Source organism: Streptomyces diversicolor (assembly GCF_057537855.1).
In genome coordinates this window covers 217,073-239,338 of the sequence record NZ_BAAJXA010000001.1, presented here as the reverse complement: position 1 = coordinate 239,338, position 22,266 = coordinate 217,073, and the positions used below count along the sequence as shown (strand labels likewise).

17 protein-coding genes and 1 pseudogene are annotated in these 22,266 nt (G+C 73.5%); 7 read left to right on the top strand and 11 right to left on the bottom strand.

Annotated elements, in window-relative coordinates; genetic code table 11:
* The 5 genes from AC27LF_RS00940 to AC27LF_RS00920 form a co-directional block, all read right to left on the bottom strand.
* Complete coding sequence (locus AC27LF_RS00940; protein WP_479657962.1) at positions 1-999, bottom strand: NAD-dependent epimerase/dehydratase family protein; 999 nt, start codon at positions 997-999, stop codon at positions 1-3.
* Positions 986-1,972 (bottom strand): dTDP-glucose 4,6-dehydratase, encoded by a 987-nt coding sequence (gene rfbB, locus AC27LF_RS00935; protein WP_479657963.1) that lies wholly within the window; start codon positions 1,970-1,972, stop codon positions 986-988. Before rfbB ends, AC27LF_RS00940 begins: the two co-directional genes overlap by 14 nt.
* Entirely contained in the window at positions 1,969-3,036 is a 1,068-nt protein-coding gene (locus AC27LF_RS00930; RefSeq protein ID WP_479657964.1) for a glucose-1-phosphate thymidylyltransferase, read from the bottom strand. Before AC27LF_RS00930 ends, rfbB begins: the two co-directional genes overlap by 4 nt.
* Positions 3,037-3,159: 123 nt before the next feature.
* Entirely contained in the window at positions 3,160-3,732 is a 573-nt protein-coding gene (locus AC27LF_RS00925) for a dTDP-4-dehydrorhamnose 3,5-epimerase family protein (RefSeq protein WP_479657965.1), read from the bottom strand.
* Between the two features lie 47 nt (positions 3,733-3,779).
* Positions 3,780-5,066 carry an activator-dependent family glycosyltransferase gene (locus tag AC27LF_RS00920; RefSeq protein ID WP_479657966.1) on the bottom strand — a complete coding sequence of 429 codons (1,287 nt, stop codon included), beginning with the start codon at positions 5,064-5,066 and terminating at the stop codon, positions 3,780-3,782.
* A 488-nt stretch (positions 5,067-5,554) separates the two neighbouring features.
* Here AC27LF_RS00920 and AC27LF_RS00915 point away from each other — a divergent pair, with 488 nt between their 5' ends.
* The 7 genes and pseudogenes from AC27LF_RS00915 to AC27LF_RS00885 all read left to right on the top strand — a co-directional run bounded on the left by AC27LF_RS00915 (position 5,555) and on the right by AC27LF_RS00885 (position 15,892).
* Entirely contained in the window at positions 5,555-6,742 is a 1,188-nt protein-coding gene (locus AC27LF_RS00915) for a sensor histidine kinase (protein WP_479657967.1), read from the top strand.
* 80 nt (positions 6,743-6,822) lie between these two features.
* Positions 6,823-7,431: a response regulator transcription factor gene (locus tag AC27LF_RS00910; RefSeq protein WP_404029766.1), complete on the top strand. Its 609-nt coding sequence runs from the start codon at positions 6,823-6,825 to the stop codon at positions 7,429-7,431.
* Between the two features lie 1,193 nt (positions 7,432-8,624).
* On the top strand, positions 8,625-10,463 hold the full coding sequence (locus tag AC27LF_RS00905) for a 2-oxoacid:acceptor oxidoreductase subunit alpha (RefSeq protein WP_479658012.1): 1,839 nt from the start codon (positions 8,625-8,627) through the stop codon (positions 10,461-10,463).
* Positions 10,453-11,508, top strand: coding sequence for a 2-oxoacid:ferredoxin oxidoreductase subunit beta (locus tag AC27LF_RS00900; RefSeq protein WP_479657968.1), 1,056 nt, complete (start codon positions 10,453-10,455; stop codon positions 11,506-11,508). The genes AC27LF_RS00905 and AC27LF_RS00900 overlap by 11 nt, the downstream gene beginning before the upstream one ends.
* A pseudogene (gene fdxA, locus AC27LF_RS00895) lies at positions 11,505-11,771 on the top strand (ferredoxin); the annotation flags it as partial. The gene AC27LF_RS00900 and the pseudogene fdxA, both read left to right, overlap by 4 nt.
* 333 nt (positions 11,772-12,104) lie before the next feature.
* Entirely contained in the window at positions 12,105-13,112 is a 1,008-nt protein-coding gene (locus AC27LF_RS00890; protein WP_479657969.1) for an AfsA-related hotdog domain-containing protein, read from the top strand.
* A gap of 8 nt (positions 13,113-13,120) precedes the next feature.
* Positions 13,121-15,892, top strand: coding sequence for an AfsR/SARP family transcriptional regulator (locus tag AC27LF_RS00885; protein ID WP_479657970.1), 2,772 nt, complete (start codon positions 13,121-13,123; stop codon positions 15,890-15,892).
* Between the two features lie 49 nt (positions 15,893-15,941).
* On the opposite strand, the gene AC27LF_RS00880 is transcribed toward AC27LF_RS00885, so the two are convergent.
* Genes AC27LF_RS00880 through AC27LF_RS00855 form a run of 6 tightly spaced genes read right to left on the bottom strand, consistent with a single transcriptional unit; the run spans position 15,942 to position 22,193 of the window.
* Positions 15,942-16,793, bottom strand: coding sequence for a 4'-phosphopantetheinyl transferase family protein (locus tag AC27LF_RS00880; RefSeq protein ID WP_479657971.1), 852 nt, complete (start codon positions 16,791-16,793; stop codon positions 15,942-15,944).
* A complete protein-coding gene (locus AC27LF_RS00875) occupies positions 16,699-17,559 on the bottom strand; it encodes a 2-oxo acid dehydrogenase subunit E2 (RefSeq protein ID WP_479657972.1) in 861 nt (286 codons plus the stop codon). The genes AC27LF_RS00880 and AC27LF_RS00875 overlap by 95 nt, the downstream gene beginning before the upstream one ends.
* Entirely contained in the window at positions 17,556-17,822 is a 267-nt protein-coding gene (locus AC27LF_RS00870; RefSeq protein WP_479657973.1) for an acyl carrier protein, read from the bottom strand. Before AC27LF_RS00870 ends, AC27LF_RS00875 begins: the two co-directional genes overlap by 4 nt.
* Positions 17,819-18,850 carry a 3-oxoacyl-ACP synthase III family protein gene (locus AC27LF_RS00865; protein ID WP_479657974.1) on the bottom strand — a complete coding sequence of 344 codons (1,032 nt, stop codon included), beginning with the start codon at positions 18,848-18,850 and terminating at the stop codon, positions 17,819-17,821. The genes AC27LF_RS00870 and AC27LF_RS00865 overlap by 4 nt, the downstream gene beginning before the upstream one ends.
* Positions 18,847-21,909 (bottom strand): type I polyketide synthase, encoded by a 3,063-nt coding sequence (locus tag AC27LF_RS00860; protein WP_479657975.1) that lies wholly within the window; start codon positions 21,907-21,909, stop codon positions 18,847-18,849. Before AC27LF_RS00860 ends, AC27LF_RS00865 begins: the two co-directional genes overlap by 4 nt.
* A complete protein-coding gene (locus AC27LF_RS00855) occupies positions 21,909-22,193 on the bottom strand; it encodes an acyl carrier protein (protein WP_388704254.1) in 285 nt (94 codons plus the stop codon). Before AC27LF_RS00855 ends, AC27LF_RS00860 begins: the two co-directional genes overlap by 1 nt.
* Positions 22,194-22,266 lie beyond the last annotated feature (73 nt).

The window sequence follows — 22,266 nt, the reverse complement described above, 5'->3', positions numbered from 1 at the left end:
TCATGTCCTTCCGTTGACGGGCGTCGGCACCGTGGCCGAGAGCAGGTCGCGCAGCGAGTCGTCGAGGGTGCGCCGCGGCTGCCAGCCCAGGACCCGCAGCGCCCGTGAGACGTCCAGTTGCTGCCACTGCGTGTCGGTGCGCGCGGGCTGGTCGGCGACGGTCTCGACGACCGCAAGGCGCACGCCGCTGAGTTCGACCATGCGGTGGACCAGCGTGTCCATCGGGACCGCGGCGCCGCGGCCGATGTTGACCACCAGGCCGCTGACGCCGGTGCGGGGCGCGGTGGCGGCGGCCCGTACGGCGTCGACGGCGTCGTGCACGTCGAGGACGTCGCGGTGGGCGCGCAGCGGTGGGAGCCTCAGCTCCTCCGGTTCCTCGCCCTGGTGCCGGGCGCGGGCGGCCTCGCCGAGGTGTGCGGCGACGCGGCCGAAGAGGCTGCCGGCCGGCACCCCGGCGCCGATCACATTGGCGAGGCGGAGCACCACGCCGTCCAGGCCGTCCTCGGCGGCGGCCCGCAGGACGGTCCGGGTGCCGAGCAGTTTGGTGCGCCCGTACGGTGTGACGGGAGCGGGCTCCTGGTCCTCGCTGGTGCCGGCGCCGGGTGTGCCGGCACCGTACTCGTGGACGGTGCCGAGCTGGATCAGCCGCGGCGGGCGGGGCAGACGGGTGAGCGCTTCGGTGACCCGGGCGACCAGGTCGGCGTTGCCCGCGGTCATCTCGGCCTCGTCGCCCCGCCAGACCAGGCCCGCGGCGTTGACCACCACATCGGGGCGTACCGAGGCGAAGAGCCCGGTGAGCCGGCGTGTGCCCGCGGCCAGCAGGTCCAGGCGGACGTGCCGGTCGCCCGCGGGGCCGGGCCGGGCGGGGCCGCGGGACACCGGGTGCACCAGGGCGCCGTCGGCGCGGAACGCCTCGCCGATGCGGCGGCCCAGGTAGCCGGTGCCGCCGAGCACCACGACACGGAGCCCGGCCGCCGCGCCGCCGTCAGCCGGCCGCACGGTCGGCCCCGTACTTGACGGTCTTCCACCAGTCGGGGTTGTCCCGGTACCAGGCGACCGTGGCGGCCAGGCCCTCGTCGAAGCCGGTCAGCGGCGCGTAGCCCAACTCCTCGCGGATCTTGGACTCGTCGATGGAGTAGCGCAGGTCGTGTGCCTTGCGGTCGGCGACATGGCGGATCATCTCCGGGCCGGAGCCGGTCAGTTCGAGCAGCCGCTCGGTGATGGCGCGGTTGGTCCGCTCGTTGCCGCCGCCGATGTTGTAGACCTCGCCGGCCCGGCCGCCCTTCAGCACCAGGTGGATGCCGCGGCAGTGGTCGTCCACGTGCAGCCATTCGCGGATGTTGCGTCCGTCGCCGTACAGCGGCACCTGCCGCCCCTCCAGGAGGTTGGTGACGAACAGCGGGATGAGCTTTTCCGGGTGCTGGTAGGGCCCGTAGTTGTTGGAGCAGCGGGTGATGGAGAGGTTCACGCCGTGGGTGCGCCAGTAGGTGCGGGCGACCAGGTCGGAGCATGCCTTGGAGGCCGCGTAGGGGGTGTTGGGCAGCAGCGGCCAGTCCTCGCTCCAGGAGCCCTCGGCGATCGAGCCGTACACCTCGTCGGTGGAGACGTGCACGACCCGTTCGACCCCGCTGTCCAGCACGGCGTCGAGGAGCGTCTGGGTGCCGAGCACATTGGTGCGGAAGAACTCTCCCGCGCCCTTGAGTGAGCGGTCCACGTGGGATTCCGCGGCGAAGTGCACCACGGCGTCGTGTCCGGGCAGCAGTTCGCGCAGCAGTCCCGCGTCGCAGATGTCGCCCCGGACGAACTCAAGGCGCGGGTGCGCGGCCGGCAGATTGGCGCGGTTGCCGGCGTAGGTGAGCTTGTCCAGGGCGGTGACCTGGGCGCCTTCCCAGCCCGCGTAGGTGTCCGCGAGGAGGTTGCGGACGAAGTTGGAGCCGATGAAACCGGCCGCGCCGGTGATGAGGATCCTCATGCCGCGACTTCCACTCGGGTGTGGTCTCCGACGACCAGGCGGTAACCGTCCGCGCTCTGCTCGCTGGTGCCGACGCAGGCGGAGCGGCCGATGACGGAACTGCGCAGGCCCTGGACGCCGGTGACCGACGCCCCGTCCAGGGCGATGGAGTACTCCAGCCGGCTTCCGCTGACGGTGCAGCCGCGCCCGATGGAGGTGTGCGGGCCGATGTGGCTGTCCTGAACGACGGTGCCGGCGCCGATGATCGCCGGTCCCTCGACGCGGGAGCGCACGATGCGCGCGCCCTCCTCCACGACGACCGGACCCGCCAGCACGCTGGCGTCGTCGACCGCGCCGGCCATGTGGGGCCGCAGGCTCTCCAGGATGTGCCGGTTGCAGTCCAGGACGTCCTCGACGTTCCCGGTGTCCTTCCAGTAGCCCTCGTACTGGCCGGCCCGTACGTCCGCGCCCGACGACACCAGCCACTGGACGGCGTCGGTGATCTCCAGCTCGCCGCGGGCGCTGGGCTCGATGGCCCGCACCGCCTCGTGGATGGCGGCGGTGAAGAAGTACACGCCCATCAGGGCCAGGTCGCTGCGCGGCTGCTGCGGCTTCTCCACCAGGCGCAGCACCTCGCCGCCCGCGCCGAGTTCGGCCACGCCGAAGGCGCGCGGGTCGGGGACCTTGTACACCACGACATGGGCGGCCGGGCGGTGCGCGGCGAACTCCTCGGCGATGCCCGCGATGCCCTCGGGCAGCATGTTGTCGCCGAGGTACATCACGAAGTCGTCGTCGCCGAGGAAGTCGCGGGCGATGGCGACGGTGTGGGCGAGGCCGAGCGGTGCGTCCTGCTGGATGTAGGTCAGCCGGGCCCCGAACCGCGTGCCGTCCCCGAGCGCCTGGCGGATCTCGGGGCCGCGGTCGCCGACGATGACCCCGATCTCGGTGACGCCCAGGTCGAGGATGTTCCTCAGGACGTATTCCAGGACGGGTGTGTTGGCGATGGGGATGAGCTGTTTGGGCATCGAGTAGCTGAAGGGCCGTAGGCGGGTGCCCGATCCGCCGGACAGCACCAGAGCCTTCATGGCAGGTCCTCTCGGTTCATGTGGTGGTGCCTCTTCGGTCTGGTGCGCCTCTCGCGGCCGCTCGGCCGTGCGCAGGCGGTCCCGGTGCGGCGGCGGCCGGCAGGGACAGGGGGTTTTGCCGCGTCAGGCGGCGTGGTAGGGGGACAGCGTGCCCGCCGCCAGGGCCTCGGCCAGCGTGGGTGCCTTCGCGTCCTTGTCGGAGAGCAGCGGTGTCCCGGCGCAGTCCCAGGGCAGGTCCAGGTCGGGGTCGAGCGGGTTGATGTCGATCTGGGTGCCGGGGACGTAGGTGCTGGAGACGACGTAGCAGATGCAGGCGTCGTCGGTGAGCGCGAGGAAGCCGTGGCCGACGCCCTCCGGGACGTACACGGACCGGCCGGAGGCGGCGTCGAGTTCGTTCACCTGGTGCCGGCCGAAGGCGGGCGAGCCGACCCTGAGGTCGACGACGATGTCCCGCAGCGCGCCCCGGACGCAGGTGACGAACTTGGCCTGGCCCGGGGGGATGGTCACGCTGTGGATGCCGCGCAGGGTGTGCCGCCTGGACACCGAGTAGTTGATCTGCCGGGGCCGAAAGTCGATGCCCGCGGACCGCTCCAGTGCGTCGGACCGCATCGCCTCGTAGAACACGCCCCGGTCGTCGGCTATCTGCTCCGGCTCGATCAGGAACGTGCCGGGGATGGTGGTTTCCTCGATGCGCACGGCTCGCTCGCCTTCCCGTCCTGGATTCGGTACGTGCGGTGCGGGCCTCAGCCGCGGTGTTCCGCGGTCAGCCGCTCCAGGACGGGGACCACGTCCTTGGGTGCCGGGGCGGCCAGCATGTCGTCGTACAGACCGCGGGCGCCGAGCCGGAAGGAGGGCTCCTCAAGGAGCCGGACGAGGTCCTTGTGCAGGTCGGCGACGTCGATCGCGGCGGGGTCTGCGGCCAGTCCCGCGCCCCGGCGCACGACGTAGCGCGCGGTGACCACCTCGTCCCACATCGGCAGCGGCACGACGAGCTGGGGCACCTGGAAGGCCACGGCCGCGGCGAACGTTCCGCCGCCGCCGTGGTGGATGATCGCCGAGCTGGTGGGCAGCAGCTGGTTGAGCGGTACGTACTCGATGGCGCGGACGTTGTCCGGGAGGGTGCCCACCGCGCTCAGCTGCTCGCCGTTGAGTGTCGCGACGAGTTCCAGGTCGAGGCCGGACACGGAGTCGAAGAACTCCCGCATCGGGAAGCCGCTGTGCCGGCCGGCGAGCAGCCGGCGGCTCACCCCGAGGGTGAGCACCGCGCGGGGCCGCTCGGGCCGGGAGTGCAGCCACGGGGGCAGCGTGGCGGCCCCGTTGTAGGGGACCCGGCGGACCGGGACGTACGTCAGGTCCAGCGGGGTGCGCATCCGGGACTGGGTGAGGTCAAGGGTCCACTGGCCGACCAGTGTCTCCTCGGTGAAGTCGAGGCCGTAGCGCTCCAGCACCGGGCCCAGCCACCGCATCCACGGGTCCTCGGCCAGCTCGGCGGACGGATCGGCCAGCTCCTGCCGCGTCCTGGCGCGGATCAGGCCGATGTTGTCCATGCCGAACAGCAGCCGCGCGTGGGCGGCGCCGCAGCCGCGTGCGGCAACGGCCCCGGTCGGCGCCAGCGGGTCCCAGAGCACCAGGTCCGGGCGCCAGTTGCGGGCGAACTCGACCAGGTCGTCGAGGACCGGTCGCCGTCCGCCCGCGGCCTGCTCGGGCGGGTAGTACGCCTGGAACATGCCCGCGAGGACGGCCCTGGTGGTGCGCCAGGCGTTCTCGTCGTCGGGGTCGAGGGCCAGGGTGGGCCGGTCGGGTCCCGCGGCGGCGATGAGCGGCGCCAGCGAGGCGGTGAGTTCCTCCTTGCCGCCCAGCGACACGGCGGTGAGGCCGGCCGCGGTGATGTTCGGGATCACCTTCGGGTCGACCACGCCCTCGGGGCTCGCCAGGACGACCTCGTGGCCGGCACTCTGCAACGCCCAGGCCAGCGGGATGGCCGGATACAGGTGTGCCGATGTCGGAAAGATGGTGAATAGAACGCGCATCGCTGACCTCTCCGAGACTGCCGGCCCGACGCCGACGCATGCTGTTCGCTCGAATCCTGCGAGGGGGCTCTAAAGAGCCGCTTGTGCACGGCGCGCGGCGGGTGGCCGCCGGGTCCGGGCCCGCGCGGCCCGCCCGGCGGGAGCGGACGCGGCCCGGCATCCGATGACTGAAATGGCCTCCCGCCGGATGCGGGAGTTCCGGATGTGCTTGCGTTCGGGCCGCTTTTTCGACTACCCGTACTCTTAGCGAGAAACGACGGGTTCGCCCGCGCGGAAAAGGTGAATCCGTTTCAACTCTTCGCAGTAAGGCCGCCGGTTCCGCAAAATTGAGCTCGTCACACCCTGATTGCTGCACAGTCTTTACGACGGTGACTTATCATCCCCCGCAGGCAGGATGGCGCACATAGTTGCGAGAGGCCGTGCGGATGATGGACAGTCACGACCGTTCCGACAGTGCGGACGAGTCGAGGGGCGGCAGACCCGGGGCGGTGGCCCCGCCCGGACCCGTCCATCACCTCCCCGCACCCCGGATCGCCCGCACCGTCCTCGTCACCGCGCTGCTGGGCCACGCGCTCCTCACCACGACCGGCATCCTGACCTCCGGCGCCTCCCCAGCGGCCCAGGCGACGGGCCTGGTCCTGCTTCCCGCGCTGCTCGCGCTGCAACTCCTGCACAGCGCGCCGTCCGGCGACCGGGCGTCCCTCAGGCGCAGCTGCCTGACCCTGGCCGTGCAGGCGCTCCTGACCTATCTGCCGCTCGTGATCTTCCAGGTCCTCTGGGAGAGCATGGCCGGCTGCCTCGCCGCCTCGCTCCTGCTCCTGCTGCCCCGCCGCGCGGCCTGGCCCCTGTACGCGGCCGTGGGGCTCAGCGTCCTCGTCCCGGCCCTGCTCCAGGGCCGTCCCCCGCTCCAGAGCGTCCACCTCACCCACACCACCCTGCTCAGCGGGCTCGTGCTGTACGGGCTCGCCCGGCTCAGCGGGCTCATCACGCACCTGCACACCACCCGGGGCGAACTGGCCCGGCAGGCGGTCACCGGGGAACGCCTCCGCTTCGCCCGCGACCTGCACGACCTCCTCGGCTTCAGCCTCTCCGCCATCACGCTCAAGAGCGAACTCGTCCACCAGCTCATCGCGACCCAGCCCGCCCGCGCCATGAAGGAGATCGACGAGGTCCTGGCCATCGCCGGCCAGTCCCTCACCGATGTCCGCAAGGCCGCCAGCGGTTACCGCACCCTGTCGCTCCAGCAGGAGATCAAGGCGGCGCAGTCCATACTGCACGCCGCCGGCCTCCAGGTACGCACGGAAGGCGAACTCGGCGCGCTCTCCCCGCACCTGGACACCGCGTTCGCCACCACCCTGCGCGAAGCCGTCACCAATCTGCTGCGGCACAGCAACGCCGCGCACTGCCGCATCAGCGTCGCCCGGCACGACGGTGTCGTAAGGCTCCTGGTGGAAAACGACGGTGTCGATCCCGCCTACCACAACCCGGCGCCGCACAGCGGCAACGGGCTCGGCAACCTGCGCACCCGTATGACCGCAATAGGCGGGCGCCTCGAATCGGGTGCCGGAAAGGACGGCACATTCCGCCTCGTCGCGGAAGCGCCCGTCAGAAAACCACCGGAAACCTCCGCGGAACCACGGGACATCATGGTCCCGCGCAACGGATCGGCCGCATGATCACGTGCCTTTGCGGCAACAGTACGGACCACGACACCTCGCCACGATCCGGCCCCTCACGGACCGCAGACGGGAGCTCAGTGATACGGATACTGCTCGCCGAGGACATGAACATGGTCCGCGGCGCCCTGGTCGCACTGCTGAACCTCCAGGACGATCTCGAAGTGGTCTGCGAGGTGGAACGCGGCGACCAGATCGTCGACATGGCGCTCAAGCACCGGCCCGATGTGGCCATCATCGACATCGACCTGCCCGGTGTCGACGGGCTGTCGGCCGCGACCCTGCTGCGGGAACGGCTCCCCCAGTGCCGCACTCTCATCCTGACCAGCCTCGGCCGCCCCGGCACGCTGCGCCGGGCCCTGGAGGCACGGGTCTCCGGCTATCTCCTCAAGGACGCGCCGTCCGGCGAACTCGCCCTGGCGGTACGGCGGGTGGCGGCCGGTCACCGGGCCGTGGACCCGGAGCTGGCGCTGGCCGCCTGGGGCGAGTTCGAGAGCCCGCTCACCGACCGGGAGACCCAGGTGCTGCGGCTCGCGGCGGAGGGCGCGGAGGCCCGGGAGATCGCGTCCATGCTGCGGTTGTCGGCGGGCACGGTGCGCAACTACCTGACCACCATCGTCAGCAAGCTCAACGCGCGTAACCGCGTCGACGCGATCCGCATCGCCCGAGACGCGGACTGGCTGCCATGACGACAACACCGCGCCCACGCTCCTCGCGGACCGGACGGCAAGCCGGTGGCGGTCGGCCGCGGGTGCCGCGTTCGCCGGGCCGACCGTCGACCCGGCAACCCCGGCTGGTGACCGAGCCGGCGCCCACCCGGCCCACCGCAGCCGGCGTCCACGACGGCTACCGGTCGCCCCGCACCGCCCCCGGGCGAATCCACCACGCCTGACAACGGGCCGTCCGCGGGACCGTGACCTGGGGCACGTTGACGGTCCTCGCGGGACGGGCGGCGGACCGTTGATGGTCGGCCGCGGGGAGCCAGGTCCACCACACCGACCGCCGACCGGGCACCCCACGGCTGTGACCCAGCCAACGCCCTTCCCGCACGCCGGAGCCCGCGCCCGCGGCGGTCACCAGCGGCCCCGCACCACCTCCGGACGAATCCACCCCGCGTGACGGCGGGCTGTCCGCGGGCCCATGGCCCGGGCCGCGCCCGCGGTCCTCGCGGGACGGGCGGCACGCCGACGGCGGTCGGCCGCGGGTGCCGCGTCCGCCGGGCCGACCGTCGACCCGGCAACCCCGGCTGATGACCGAGCCGGCGCCCACCCGCCCCACCGCAACCCACACCCGCAGCGGTCACCAGCCGCCCCGCACCGCCCCCGGACGGCCTCACCGCACGTGACGGCGGACCGTCCGCGGGCCTCGCGGGGCGGGCCGTGCCCGAGGCGGGCGGCAGGCAGCCTGGAATCGCCCGCGGGCACCACGCCCACCCCGCCGCCCGCCGACCCGGCACCCACGACCGAACCCAAGCCGACACCCACACCCGCAGCGGTCACCAGCCGCCCCGCACCGCCCCCGGACGGCCCCCGCACACGTGGCGGCGGACCGTCCGCGGGGCCATGGCTCAGGGCGCGCCCGCCGTTCTCGCGAGGTGTCGGCAGGCCACCGGCGGTCGACGCCCACCGCACCGCCCGTCGGACCGCCACCCACGGCCGAGATCAGGCCGGCACCCACCCGGCATGGGCGTGTTGTCGGGGCCCGGGGCCCCGCGGGGCGCTTTGGCCGGTCGCAAGGGGCGCTCACTAGCGTGCGGCGGCAGGCAGCCAGCTGCGTCGACGGGAAGGAGCGGCCGGTGGCCGTTGAGACGACTGACACGAGTGACACCGGGGGCACGAGCGCCCCCGACGTCAGAGACGGGACGGCGCGCGAAGTCCGCCGTCTGGACCGGGTGGTCATCCGGTTCGCGGGGGACTCCGGCGACGGAATGCAGCTCACCGGTGACCGCTTCACCGCGCAGACCGCGTCCTTCGGCAACGACCTGGCGACGCTGCCGAGCTTCCCCGCCGAGATCCGGGCGCCCGCCGGCACCCTGCCGGGCGTGTCCTCCTTCCAGGTGCAGTTCGCCGACCACGACGTCCTCACCCCCGGCGACGCACCGGACGTGCTGGTGGCGATGAACCCGGCCGCCCTGCGGGCGAACCTCGGCGATCTGCCGCGCGGCGCCGAGATCATCGTCGACTCCGACGAGTTCACCGGGCGCGCGCTGACGAGAGCCGGCTGGGCCGCCTCCCCGCTTGAGGACGGCTCCCTGGACGCCTACGCGCTGCACCCGGTGCCGCTGACCACGCTGACCGTGCAGGCGCTGAAGGACTTCGGGCTGACCCGCAAGGAGGCCGAGCGGAGCAAGAACATGTTCGCGCTGGGCCTGCTGTCGTGGATGTACCACCGCCCGGCCGAGGGCACCGAGGCGTTCCTGCGGCGGAAGTTCGGCAAGAAGCCGCGGATCGCCGAGGCGAACGTCGCCGCGTTCCGGGCCGGCTGGAACTTCGGCGAGACCACCGAGGAGTTCGCCGTCTCCTACGAGGTGGCGCCCGCCGCCGAGGCGTTCCCGGCCGGCACGTACCGCAACATCTCCGGGAACCTGGCGCTGTCCTACGGGCTGATCGCCGCGTCCCGGCAGGCGGACCTGCCGCTCTACCTGGGGTCGTATCCGATCACCCCGGCCTCGGACATCCTGCACGAGCTGTCCCGGCACAAGAACTTCGGCGTACGGACCTTCCAGGCCGAGGACGAGATCGCCGCCGTCGGCGCCGCGCTCGGCGCCGCGTTCGGCGGGGCCCTCGCCGTGACCACCACCTCAGGTCCCGGCGTGGCACTGAAGTCGGAGACCATCGGGCTCGCGGTGTCCCTGGAACTGCCGCTGCTGGTCGTGGACATCCAGCGCGGCGGACCCTCCACCGGCCTGCCCACCAAGACCGAGCAGGCCGACCTGCTCCAGGCCATGTACGGCCGCAACGGCGAGGCCCCCGTGCCCGTACTCGCCCCGCGGACCCCCGCCGACTGCTTCGACGCCGCGCTCGACGCGGCCCGGATCGCGCTGACCTACCGCACCCCGGTCCTGCTGCTCTCCGACGGCTACCTCGCGGGCGGCTCCGAGCCCTGGCGCATCCCCCGCCTCACCGAACTGCCCGATCTGCGCGTGCCCTTCGCCACCGGACCGAACCACACCCTGGACGACGGCACCGAGGTGTTCCGGCCGTACAAGCGCGACCCCGAGACGCTGGCCCGGCCCTGGGCGGTGCCCGGCACGCCGGGTCTTGAGCACCGCATCGGCGGCATCGAGAAGCAGGACGGCACGGGGAACATCTCCTACGACCCGGCCAACCACGACTTCATGGTCCGCACCCGCCAGGCCAAGGTCGACAACATCGCCGTACCCGATCTCACGGTCGACGACCCGCACCGCGCCCGCACGCTCGTCCTCGGCTGGGGATCCACCTACGGGCCGATCACGGCCGCCGTCCGCGGGCTGCGCGCGGCGGGCGAGCCGATCGCCCAGGCCCATCTGCGTCACCTCAACCCGTTCCCCGCCAACCTCGGGGCGGCGCTGGCGCGTTACGACAAGGTCGTCGTCCCCGAGATGAACCTCGGCCAGCTCGCCGCCCTGCTGCGGGCCAGATACCTGGTCGACGCGGACTCGTACAGCCAGGTCGACGGCATGCCGTTCAGGGTCGAGCGGCTCGTCACCGTTCTCAAGGAGGCCGTCCATGCCCGTTGAGGCCCTGTCCCTGGTGCCGAAGGCGGACGTTCCGCTGTCGGCACGCGACTTCAAGTCCGACCAGGAGGTGCGCTGGTGCCCCGGCTGCGGCGACTACGCGATCCTGGCGGCCGTGCAGGGCTTCATGCCCGAACTCGGCCTGGCCCGGGAGAACATCGTCTTCGTCTCCGGCATCGGCTGCTCCTCCCGCTTCCCGTACTACATGAACACCTACGGGATGCACTCCATCCACGGCCGCGCCCCCGCGATCGCCACCGGGCTCGCCACCTCGCGCCGCGATCTGTCCGTGTGGGTCGTCACCGGTGACGGGGACGCCCTGTCCATCGGCGGCAACCATCTCATCCACGCGCTGCGCCGCAACGTCAACCTGAAGATCCTGCTGTTCAACAACCGGATCTACGGCCTCACCAAGGGCCAGTACTCCCCCACATCCGAGGTCGGCAAGATCACCAAATCGACCCCGATGGGCTCGCTCGACGCGCCCTTCAACCCGGTGTCCCTGGCCATCGGCGCCGAGGCGTCCTTCGTGGCCCGCACCGTGGACTCCGACCGCGCCCATCTCACCGAGGTGCTGCGGCAGGCCGCCGCCCACCCCGGCACCGCGCTGGTCGAGATCTACCAGAACTGCAACATCTTCAACGACGGCGCCTTCGACGCCGTCCGGGACCGCCGGCGGGCCGAGGACGCCGTGATCCGCCTGGAGCACGGCCGGGCGATCCGCTGCGGCGCCGACCGCGCCCAGGGCGTCGTACGCGATGCGCCAACCGGCGATCTGCGGGTGGTCACCCTCACCCGGGGCAACGAGGCACAGGTCCTCGTCCACGACGCCCACGCTGCCTCGCCGGCCACGGCGTTCGCCCTGTCCCGCCTCTCCGACCCCGACACCCTGCACCGCACGCCCATCGGTGTCTTCCGGTCCGTGGCCCGGCCGGTCTACGACGCCCTGATGTCCGGCCAACTCGAAACCGCCGTCGAGCGGCAGGGCAAGGGCGATCTCGCCGCCCTCCTCGCCGGCACCGACACCTGGACCGTGGAGAGCCCGTGACGTACGTCATCGCCCAGCCCTGCGTGGACCTCAAGGACATGGCCTGCGTAGAGGAGTGCCCCGTCGACTGCATCTACGAAGGCCCGCGCAAGATGTATGTCAACCCGGACGAATGCGTCGACTGCGGCGCCTGCGAGCCCGTCTGCCCGGTGGAGGCGATCTTCTACGAGGACGCCCTGCCCGACGAGTGGTCCGGCTATCTCACCGCCGAACGGGAGGTCTTCACGACGACCGGAACCGGCGCGTCCGGCGGCGCCGAGCGCTCCGCCGGAAATGCCGCGCCGTGCCGTCGGTCGTCTGCGGCACCACCGGGGCCGGTCGCGCAGTCCCCCGCGCCCCTGCGGGGCGCTGCCGAACCGCGAGGGACTTCGCCGGACCTGCCCAGCGGGGCGCGGCTGCTGCCCAGGGACCATCCGGTCGTGGCGGCGGAACCGGCACGGGCGGGCTGAACCTGCCAGGTCGCGGGGGTGTGGGCTCCCGGGCTTCAGTGCGGCTTCCCCCGTCCTTCAGCGGAGTCGGGCAACGTGCACCCCGTCAAGCGCACGTGCCCAGCAAGCGTTCCGCAGAGCCGCCGGACACCGCCGCAGAGGAATCCCATGGACACCCACACCGCACCGTCCCCCTCCCTCCTCGGAGCGCACCATCTGGTCCACAGGCCGGCCAGCCCCGAGGCATTTCTGCTGAAGGCGACCGCGCCGGTACGGCAGAACTTCGCATTCTCTGCACAACTGCCCGAAGAACACCCGCTGTTCGGTGACAGTGCGACGCGGTACCACGATCTGCTGTTCCCCGTGGAGTCGCTGCGCCAGACCATGCTGTTCGCGGCGCGCCGGTACTTCAGAGTGCCGCCCGGCTGGCACCCCGTGGTGGCCTCGGGCAGCGCCGCGATCACCCGGCTGGACGCCTGGCGGCGCGGCGGCCCGCCGGCCGGGATCGCCCTGGAACTCGGGATGACACCGCTCGACGTCGTGGCCGGTGTGCCGCGCGGCCTGGACTGCGAGGCCGCCGTCCTCATCGACGGCGAGCGCTGCGGCACCGCCTCGGCCCGGCTGGTCTTCCTCACCCAGGGCGTCTACCGCGGCCACCGCGACCTCGGGCGGCGGCAGAGCGAGGAGTCAGGAGCGGACCGGGACGAGGACCGGCGGCCCGCGGGCGTGCCGCTGCCCGACCAGGTGGGGCACCGGGACGCCCGCAACGTCCTGGTCGGGCTGCCCGAGCACACCGGGACGGCCGGCCACGAGGAACTGGACTTCCCCGTCGACGCGAGGGCGGCGGCCGGGCTGCGCCTTGAGGCCGACGCGCCGGGCGAGGTGCCGCCGCTGCTGTTCCTGGAGGTGTCCCGCCAGGTGGGCCTGCTCGCCACCGCCGCACTGCGCGGCTTCGTGCCCTCGTATGCCGTGCTGTCCCGCTGGCAGGCCACGTTCCGGGGCTTCGCCGAGCCGGGGCTGCCGCTGCGCTGCACGGTGCGCGAGGGCGCGCGCCGCACGGACGGACGGGTGAGCCGGGACGCGGAGGGCCGGCCGGTGGTCGAGCTGCGGCTCTCCTTCCTCCAGGGCAGCCGGGTCGTGGCCCGCGTCTCCGCGTCCGTGCTGCAGGACTGCTGAGCCGCGCGATGAGATACCGAGTGCTCGGCCCCGTGCACATGACGCCTCGTACGCCGTCCGCGGCCAAGCCGCGCGCGGTCCTCGCCACCCTGCTGGTACAGCGCAACACGGTGGTCTCCACGCACACGCTGATCGACGAACTGTGGGGGGCGCGGCCACCGCGCACGGCCACCACCACCCTTCAGGTGTATGTGTCCCAGTTGCGCAAGGCCCTGCTGGAGGGCACCGACGGCGCCGGGGCCCGGCCGGGCGCGGCGCAGCCCCTGCTGACCCGGCCGCCCGGCTATCTGATGCGGGTCGCCCCGGAGGAACTGGACCTGGCCGTCTTCGAGTCGCTGCGGGCCGAGGGCCGGGCCGCCTACGGCCGCGGCGAGTACGAGGCCGCCTCGCGGGCGCTGGGCCGGGCGCTCGGACTGTGGACGGGACCCGCGCTGTCGGGCATACCGCACGGTCCCTCGCTGGAGACCTCCGCGATCCGGCTGAACGAGCTGCGCGCGGAGGTGCTGGAACAGCGGATCTCCGCGGACCTGCGGCTCGGGCTGCACCAGGAACTGGTCGGTGAGCTGATGGCCCTGGCCCATGAACACCCGCTGCGCGAGACGCTGCACTGTCATCTGATGGTGGCGCTGTACCGGTCCGGCCGGCAGTCCGACGCCCTCCAGGTCTATCAGCAGGCGCGGCGCTCGCTCGTCGAGGAGCTGGGGGTGGAGCCCGGGCCGGTGCTGAGCAGGCTCCAGGAACGCATCCTCGCCTCCGATCCCTCGCTGGCCCGGCACGGCGGGCCGGAGCGCCGGCTCGCCACGGCCGGCGGATCCGGCGACGGCCCGGCCGGCGCGGCACCCGGCGGACCGGCCCGGGAGTCCGCGGGCGGCGGCCGGGCCGCGGGCCCCACGGTGTGGCTGCCGCCCGCCGTGTCGGACTTCACCGGACGCCAGGAGCAACTGGCCGCCGGCGAGCGGCTGCTGGCGAACGACACCGCCGGCCGCAACAGGGTGCTCGTGGTGTCGGGCCGGGCGGGCGCCGGAAAGACGGCGCTGGCCGTGCGACTGGCCCACGGCGCCGCCGACCGGTTCCCCGACGGGCGGATCCTGGTGACGTTGCGGGACGCCGGCGGGCGGGCCGTGGAACCGAGGACCGCCATGGCCACCCTGCTGCGACGGCTGCGCGTGCCGCGGGCGCCGGGCGCGGCAGGTGACGTGGACACCACGCCGCTGCCGTCGTCGGAGGCGGAACTCGCGGAGCTGCTGCACCGGGCCACCGAGGGCCGCAGGATGCTGGTCGTCCTGGACGACGCCGTCTCGGAGGCGCAGGTGCGGCCGGTGCTGTCGGCGCTGCCCGACAGCACGGTGATCGTGACGAGCCGTCAGGTGCTCGGCGCGCTGGCGAGCGTGCGGCAGCTGACCTGCGACGTGCTCTCCGCGGCCGAGGCCGAGGCGCTGCTCGCCGCGTGCGGCGGACAGCGGATGCGGGACGACGCCGAGGCGGCGGCGGAGATCGCCCGGCTGTGCGGACGTCTGCCGCTGGCCCTTCGGGTGGCCGCCGCCGGGCTCGTCGCCCGACCGCACTGGACCGCCGCCGGGCTCGCCCAGCGGCTGCGTGACGAACGGACCCGGCTGGCCGCGCTCGCCCTCGGCGACCTCGATGTGCGCAGCACCCTGCTGACCGCCTACCACGACGTGGACGAGGAGGCCCGGCACGCCTTCCGGATGCTCGCGCTTGCCCCGCTGCCCGACTTCGCGCCGTGGACCGCGACCGCGCTGCTCGGCACCGACCCGGCTCGGGCCGAACGGCTCACCGAGCGGCTGGTGCAGGCCCATCTGCTTCAGGCGCGGCGGCGGCCGGGGCGGCTGGCCCCCGTCCGCTACGGCTTCCACGCGCTGCTGCGCTCGCTGGCCCTCGACGTCCTGGCCGAGGAGTTGCCGCAGGAGGGCCCCGCGGCCGTGGCACGGCTGTGCCGTGCCTACCTGGCGGCGGCCCGGTACGCCGACGCACAGCTGGCGCCCGGCCGGGACCTGCTCGCCCACGACGGCGAACCGGTGGCCGGGATACCGCCCGAGGAGATGGTCGGCCGCGCGCCGCTGCGGTGGTTCCAGGAGGAGTCCGCGGGCCTGTCGGAGGCCGTGCGGCAGGCCCATGCGGCCGGGCTGTGGTCGCTGTGCTGCGCGCTGGCCTCGGCCGCCTCCGGCTACTACGAGGCGGGCGCCCTGTGGGACGAGTGGGAGTCGACGCACGACCTCGCGCTGGACGCGGCCCGCACGGCCGGTGACGTGCACGCGCAGGCCGTGATCCTGCGTTCCCTCGGCGACCTGGCCTGGCAGCGCCACCGGACCGGGCAGGCCGTCGAACGGTACCGGCTCGCCGGTGACCTGTTCACCCGCCACGGTGACCGGGCGGCGGCGGGCCGCTGTCTGTCCGCTGAGGCGGACGCGCTCCTCGCGATGGGGCAGGTCGCCCGGGCCGGACGGGGCTACGCACGCGCCCTGTCGGTGAGCCGGCTGGACGACGACGTGCGGGGCGCCGCCGAGTCGCTGCGCGGACTGGCCCTGGTGGCGCAGCGCGAGGGCCGCCACGAGGAGGCGCTGGCCCGCCTGGAGGAGTGCGAGGACGCCGCGCGCCGCGCCGGCGACCACCGCTGGACGGAGTACGCGCGGCGCACGGCCCTGGCCCTGCGCCTGGCACTCGGGTCCGGCCAGTCGGCCGCGGCGGCCTCGATCCCGCTCGAAGTCAGGCCCGGGGTCTGGCTGTTCCATCCGGTAGGGCCGGGCCGACGGGCCGCGTGAGGGCCGCCCGCCCGGTGCCGCGGGACCGTCCCCGGCGCCGGGCGGGCGGCTACGGCTGCTGTTCGCGCTGCGCCGCCACCAGCATGTCGACGATGCCCGGGTCGAGTGCCGTGGCCGCCGCCACATCCGCGGTGCGGCCGAAGCCGGCGTCGCCGACCGCGACGCCCAGGGTGTAGCGGCCGGCGAACGACAGGGTGTGGAAGGCCCAGGCACCGACCGTGCCGGGGGTGCCGTCGGGGCGCAGCACATCCGTGGGCGCCCGGTCCGGACTGAAGCCGAAGTCGGTGAAGCGGAACAGCAGGCCGAGGCCGATGGCCTTGCTGTATGCCTCCTTCAGGGTCCACAGGCGCAGCAGGGCCGGGTTGCGCTCCGCGAGGGGCAGGGCCTCGATCCGTTCCGTCTCGTACGGGGTGCACATGTGCCGGCCGATGCCCGAGCCGTACAGGACGCGGTCGCCGCGTTCGGCGTCGACGCCGATGGCGCCGTCGGTGGCGAGGCCGACCAGCAGCAGGTCATCGGTGTGGCTGAGGCTGATGTGCAGGCCGTCGTAGCCGCGCAGACAGGGGCGTCCGGTGAGGCCGTAGCCGAGTTCGACGCACTGGGGGCGCACGCCGAGCGCCGTCGCGGCGGCGAACTTCAGCAGGACGCGGGAGGCGGCGAACCGGGTACGGACCTTCGGATGCGTCAGTTCCCGGTAGCGCTCCCAGTCGTGGCCGAGGAGCGCGCGCAGCCGCCGCTCGCCCGCCCCTTCCGGTCGCCAGTCGTCCTGGTGGGCGCCGAGCACCACGGCGCCGTGCCGGTCCAGGTCAGCGCGTACTCTGCTCCAGCCCGCCGAGGGGCCGCGGATCGCGGTCGGCTCCGCGAGGGTCAGTCCCGGAATCCGCCGCCCAGGTGCCGTCATCGAAGGTCTCCATCGTGTGGTGGAGATCGGACAGCACGTCGGCCGCGGTCGCGCCGTCGATCACCCGGTGGTCGAAGGTGAGTCCGAGCCGCATCATCGGCGCGGGCACCACGACGCCGTCGCGGACCACCGCACGGTCCACGATGCGGCCGGCGCACAGGGTCACGGCGGTGCCGCCGGCCGAGTGGAAGCCGTCGACGGTCCGGTTTCCGAGCGAGCTGACCGAGACGGTGCCGAAGACGCCGGCCCGCCGGTGCGGGTCGCGCAGCGCCGCGGCGAAGGCGGCCCTGCCGACCGGGACCGGAAGCCGGCCCAGCATCCGTACGCCCTTGAACTCGGGGAGTTCGGCGGCCTGTTCCCCCCGGTAGCGGTCGATGCGCTGCTGGATCTCGCGCAGGTTCGCCGCCTCAAGGCCGGGCACGAGCGCCGACAGGACGGTGCGCTCGCCCTCGACGGGCCGGTCGAGGGCGACCTTGGCGGTGACGCCGTCGAAGCGGACGATCCTCGGGCGGCGCAGCAGCGCGGGCCAGCCGGGCGCCATGACGGCGTTGGCGTCCGGGTGCCGGTCGAGGACCCGGCCTGCCGCGTACAGCAGATAGCTGACGACCGAGTAGCGCCGGCCGCCTTCCCGGGCGGCGGCACGGTGCGCCTGGATACGGGTCATGTCGACGTCCGTGTCCAGGTGCACGGGCCGCTGGGCCGCCGCCCACTCCAGGAAGTACAGGGTGTGGCGGCGGCGCCGTACGGCGGCGGCGGTGGTGCTCACCCGCCCACCGCCAGGTCGTGGATCTCCTTGAGGCTGCGGGCCTCCAGGATGCTGCCGACCGGGACCTTGCGGCCGATGGCGGCTTCCAGGGCGGTGACGAGCTTCAGGAGGTACAGCGAGTCCCAGTCGGGCAGTTCGTCGAAGTCGGCGGCCACCTGTTCGGCGGTGAGCGGCATGCCGATCTCGTCGTTGACGAGCCGGACGTAGTCGTCGAGGGTGAAGCCGCCCGTGGCGGGCGCGGGGGCGGTGCCGTCGGTGCTCATATCTTCTCCAGTGCGAAGCCGGCCTTGATCCACTTGCTGGACTCGACGGCGAGAGCGAGGGCCCGCTCGCCGCCGGACATCCGCTCCAGCAACTTCTCGATCTGCAGGAAGGGCAGGGCGTTTCCGTTGTTGCCGGTGTCCGCGACGCACGAGATGTCCTTCGCGGTCGGCATGTCGAGCTCCTCGGTGATGCGGCGGGTCATCCGGCCGGACAGCTGGGGCGGCAGCAGATAGTCGAGCTGGTCGGCCTCCCAGTCGAGTTCGCCCAGCATCTCCCAGAGGATCTCGACGGCCATGACGGGCACCGACTCCTCGATGGCCTTGTAGTCCTCGGTGAGGGCCTGCCGGTCGTCGTACCGGTCGGCGAGCCCGAACCACTCGATGATCTGCCCGGGCGCACGGCCCAGACCGGTGAACCGGTTGAGGACGTGGCGCAGCGCGACGCCCTGTCCGCGCGGCTCGTCGGTGAGGACGGCCGCGCCCGCGCCGTCGCCGAACAGCACGTAGTTGACGAGGTCGCCGGGGGCGGCGCCGGACACGTCGCGCCCCAGGTCGAGGTGTTTGCTGCACACGTCGCCGCCGATGACGAGTCCGGTGCGGTACTGACCGGAGGCGATCATCGCCTGGGCGACGCCGAGGGCCTGTACGGCGCCCGCGCAGCCGGACTGGAGCTGGAAGGTGGGCACCTGGTCGAGGCCGAGCTGGTCGGCGACATGGTTGACGGTGGCGGGCATCAGGGTGTCGGGGGTGGCCGTGCCGAGCACGATGAACTCGATCTCGGACGGGTCGGTGCCGTGGGCGGCGAGCGCCCGCTCGGCGGCCTGCGCGCACAGGTCGGCGAGCGACCAGCGCACCACGCCGGTGCCGAGGTCCCGCGCGAAGTACCGGGTCCTGGTGCCGATGAAGACCTCGATCCACTCCTCGTTGATGCCGAGCACCTTGGCCAGGGTGGCGTTGTCCACCGGGTCCCCGGGCAGCGCGGTGCCGATGGCGGCGAGATGGCTTGTCGCGGTCGTCGGGGTGGTCATGCCGTCTCCTGTTGCCTGGGCGTCTGGTTCTGCGCGCCGTCGCCGCGGTGCCCGGGCGGGACCGGACTCGCGCCGCGTTCGCGCAGGAAGGCGACGAGGTCGCCGACGGAGGAGAGCCGGGGCAGCAGGTCCTGGACGGTCAGGGTGCCGATGCCGGCGAGCCGGGCCTCCAGCCGGTTCTTCAGTTCCATGATCATGACGGAGTCGAAGCCCAGGTCCTCGTAGAGCCGGTCGTGCGGGCGGATCTCGGTCTCGGCGTAGCCGCCGACCAGCCGTACGGCGTCGAGGACGGCGTCCGCGACCGGGTCCGCCGGGCCGGCGGGCCGGTCCGGGGCTCGGACGGCGGCGGGGCCGGGGGCGGTCCGCGCGTCCCGGTGCGGTACGGGGTCGGGGGCCGCGGGCCCGGCCGCCGTTTCCGCGCTCCGCACGGAATGCCTCGCCCAGTAGCGCGTCCGGGTGGAGAACGCGTACGGCGGCAGCGGGTGCGCGACCCGTTCCCCCACCGGGTACGCGGCGTCCCAGTGGGGTTCGACGCCACCGCGGTACAGCTCGGCAAGCGCCTCGGCGAGGTCACGGCCGGCGGACTCGGGGCCGCGCACCGGCAGCACATGGGCCGGGTCGGCGCCCGTGGCGGGCCCGTCGAGGCGGCGCACCAGCCCGGAGAGCACCGGCTGGGGGCCGATCTCCACCAGGTGGGTCGGGTCCGCGGCGAGCAGCGCGCCGGCCGCGTCGCCGAACAGCACGGTGGCGCCGATGTGTTCGACCCAGTACGGGGCGTCCATCGCCTCGCCGTCGAGCACCCGGCCGCGTACGGTCGAGTACACCGGGATCTCGGGCACCGTGCCGCCGACCTCGCCGGCGATCGCCGCGAAGCGGTCCAGCACGGGCCGCATCAGCGGTGAGTGGAAGGCGTGCGAGACCTGGAGCCTGCGGGTGCCGAACCCCTTCGCGGCGATCTCGGCGCCGACGCGTTCCAGCGCCGCCAGGTCACCGGAGAGCACCGTGGCATTGGGGCCGTTGACCGCGGCGACGCCGACGAGGGGTTCCGACTCGATCCACTCCGCCAGGTCGGCGGGGGCCGCCCGGACGGCCAGCATGCCGCCGCCGGCGGGCAGTTCCTGCATCAGGGCGCCGCGGGCGGCGACCAGCCGGGCGGCGCCGTCCAGCGGGAGCGCCCGGGCGAGCACGGCGGCGGCGAACTCGCCGACGCTGTGCCCGAGGAGCATGCCGGGGTGCACGCCGAGTTCCGTCAGGGTGCGGCCGAGGGCGTAGCCGACCGCGAACAGCGCCGGCTGAGTCCACCGGGTCTGGTGCACCGCCTCGTCGCCGGCGAGGACCAGATCGCGCACGGACCGCCCGGTGTGCGGCAGCAGCGCGGCGTCGGCCTCGTCGAAGAAGTGCCGGTACAGCGGCGAACCCGCGTGCAGTGCGGCGGTCATCCGCGGGAACTGGGAGCCCTGACCGGTGAACAGGAACGCGATGCGCGGCCGGCCGGCCGGACCGCCGCACAGCCGGGCGAGCAGTTCGGGGTCGGCCGCCGACTCGCGCAGGCGGGCGACGAGTTCACCGGTGTCGCCGGCGGCGGTCGCGAAGCGGTGCCGGTGGCCGGTCTTGACCCGGTTGCTCGACCTGGCCAGCGGGCCGAGCGGCACCCGGCGGGCCGCGGCGGCGTCCGCCTGGGCCAGCAGGTTGCGGCGCAGCGCCTCGGCGTTCGGCGCGGTGAGGGTGAAGACGGCGGCGCCGATGCCGCCGGGCGCGGCGCCGGCCGCGGGTACGGGGCGGGCGGCGGGCGCGGGCGCGGACTCCAGGACGGCGTGGGCGTTGGTGCCGCCCATGCCGAAGCTGCTGAGCCCGGCGACGGTGGGTCCCGCGGGCAGCCGCAGCGGTGCCTTCAGCAGTCGCAGCCCGTGGTCGCGCAGCTTGAGCTGCTTGCTCTCCTTGGCCGCGTACCGGCTGGCCGGGACCACCCGGTGGTGCAGGGACAGGGCGACCTTGATCAGGCCGGCGATGCCGGCGGCGCCCTCGGTGTGGCCGAGGTTGCCCTTGACCGACCCGAGCGCCATGGGCGTGCCGGCGCGGCCGGCGTGGTGGTGGCCGAGCGCCTTGACCTCCATCATGTCGCCTAGGGCGGTGCCGGTGCCGTGGGCCTCGGTGAAGACCACGTCGCCGGGCTCGATCCCGGCCCTGCGGTAGGCGGCGCCCAGCACCTCCTGCTGGGCCCACCGGTTGGGCGCGGTCAGCCCGTTGCTGCGGCCGTCCTGGTTGACGGCGCTGCCGCGGATGACGGCGTACACGCGCTGGCCGTCGGCGATCGCGTCCCGCAGCCTGCGCAGCACGACGGTGCCGACGCCCTCGCCGCGGCCGATGCCGTTCGCCTCGCTGCTGAACGGCTTGCAGCGGCCGTCGGGGGCGGAGAGCCCGGCCTGGGTGTAGAAGATCGACAGGGCCGGGGTGAGGGCCACGTTGACGCCGGCGACGAGCGCGTGGTCGCACTCCTCGGCCAGCAGGGCGTTGACCGCGAGGTGCGCGGCGACCAGCGAGGACGAGCAGGCGGTGTCGACGGCGAGGCTCGGGCCCTTCAGGTCGAGGTGGTAGGAGATCCGGTTGGCGGTCATGCAGTAGCCGTTGCCGGAGCCGACCTGGGCGGTGACGTTGGCGTAGTCGGTCAGGTGCAGATGCGCCCACTCGTTGCCCATGATGCCGACGAACACCCCGGTGCGGGTGCCGGCGAGGTTGCGCGGCGCGACTCCCGCGTCCTCGACCGCCCGCCACGCGGACTGCAGCAGCACCCGCTGCTGGGGGTCCATGGCGGCGGCCTCCCGCGGGGAGATGGTGAAGAACTCGTTGTCGAAGGCGTCCGGGTCGGCGATGAAGCCGCCCTCGGTGGTGTTGGTGCGTCCCTCCTGCCCGGCCGGCGAGTGGAACGCCTCGGCGTCCCACCGCTGCCGGGGCACCTGCCCCACCCCGTCTGCGCCGCGCATCAGCAGGTCCCAGTAGGCGCCGGTGTCGGGCGCCCCCGGGAATCTGCAGTCGATGCCGACGATGGCCACGGGTTCCATCAAGCGCCGCCCTGCGCGGTGTCCGCGGCCAGCTCCTCCAGCAGGTGGCCGGCGAGCGCGTGCACGGTCGGGTAGTCCCAGGCGACCGTCGGCTCCATCACGACGTCGAAGTCGTCCTCGATGTCGCCGCACAGGCTGAGCGCGGCGACGGAGTCGAGGCCGTACTCCGCGAGCGGCACGTCCGGGTCGATGTCGGCGGGCTGCCGCTTGAGGTAGAGGGCGATGCGCTCGGCCAACCACGTGGTCAAAGACTCGGTGGTGTGTCCGGTGGTCGGAACGGGCATGGTGCACTCCTCGGCGGGGTGAGCGGTGGTGGCGTGCTGTCGCGGTGCCGTCCGGCGGCCGTCGTGGACGGCC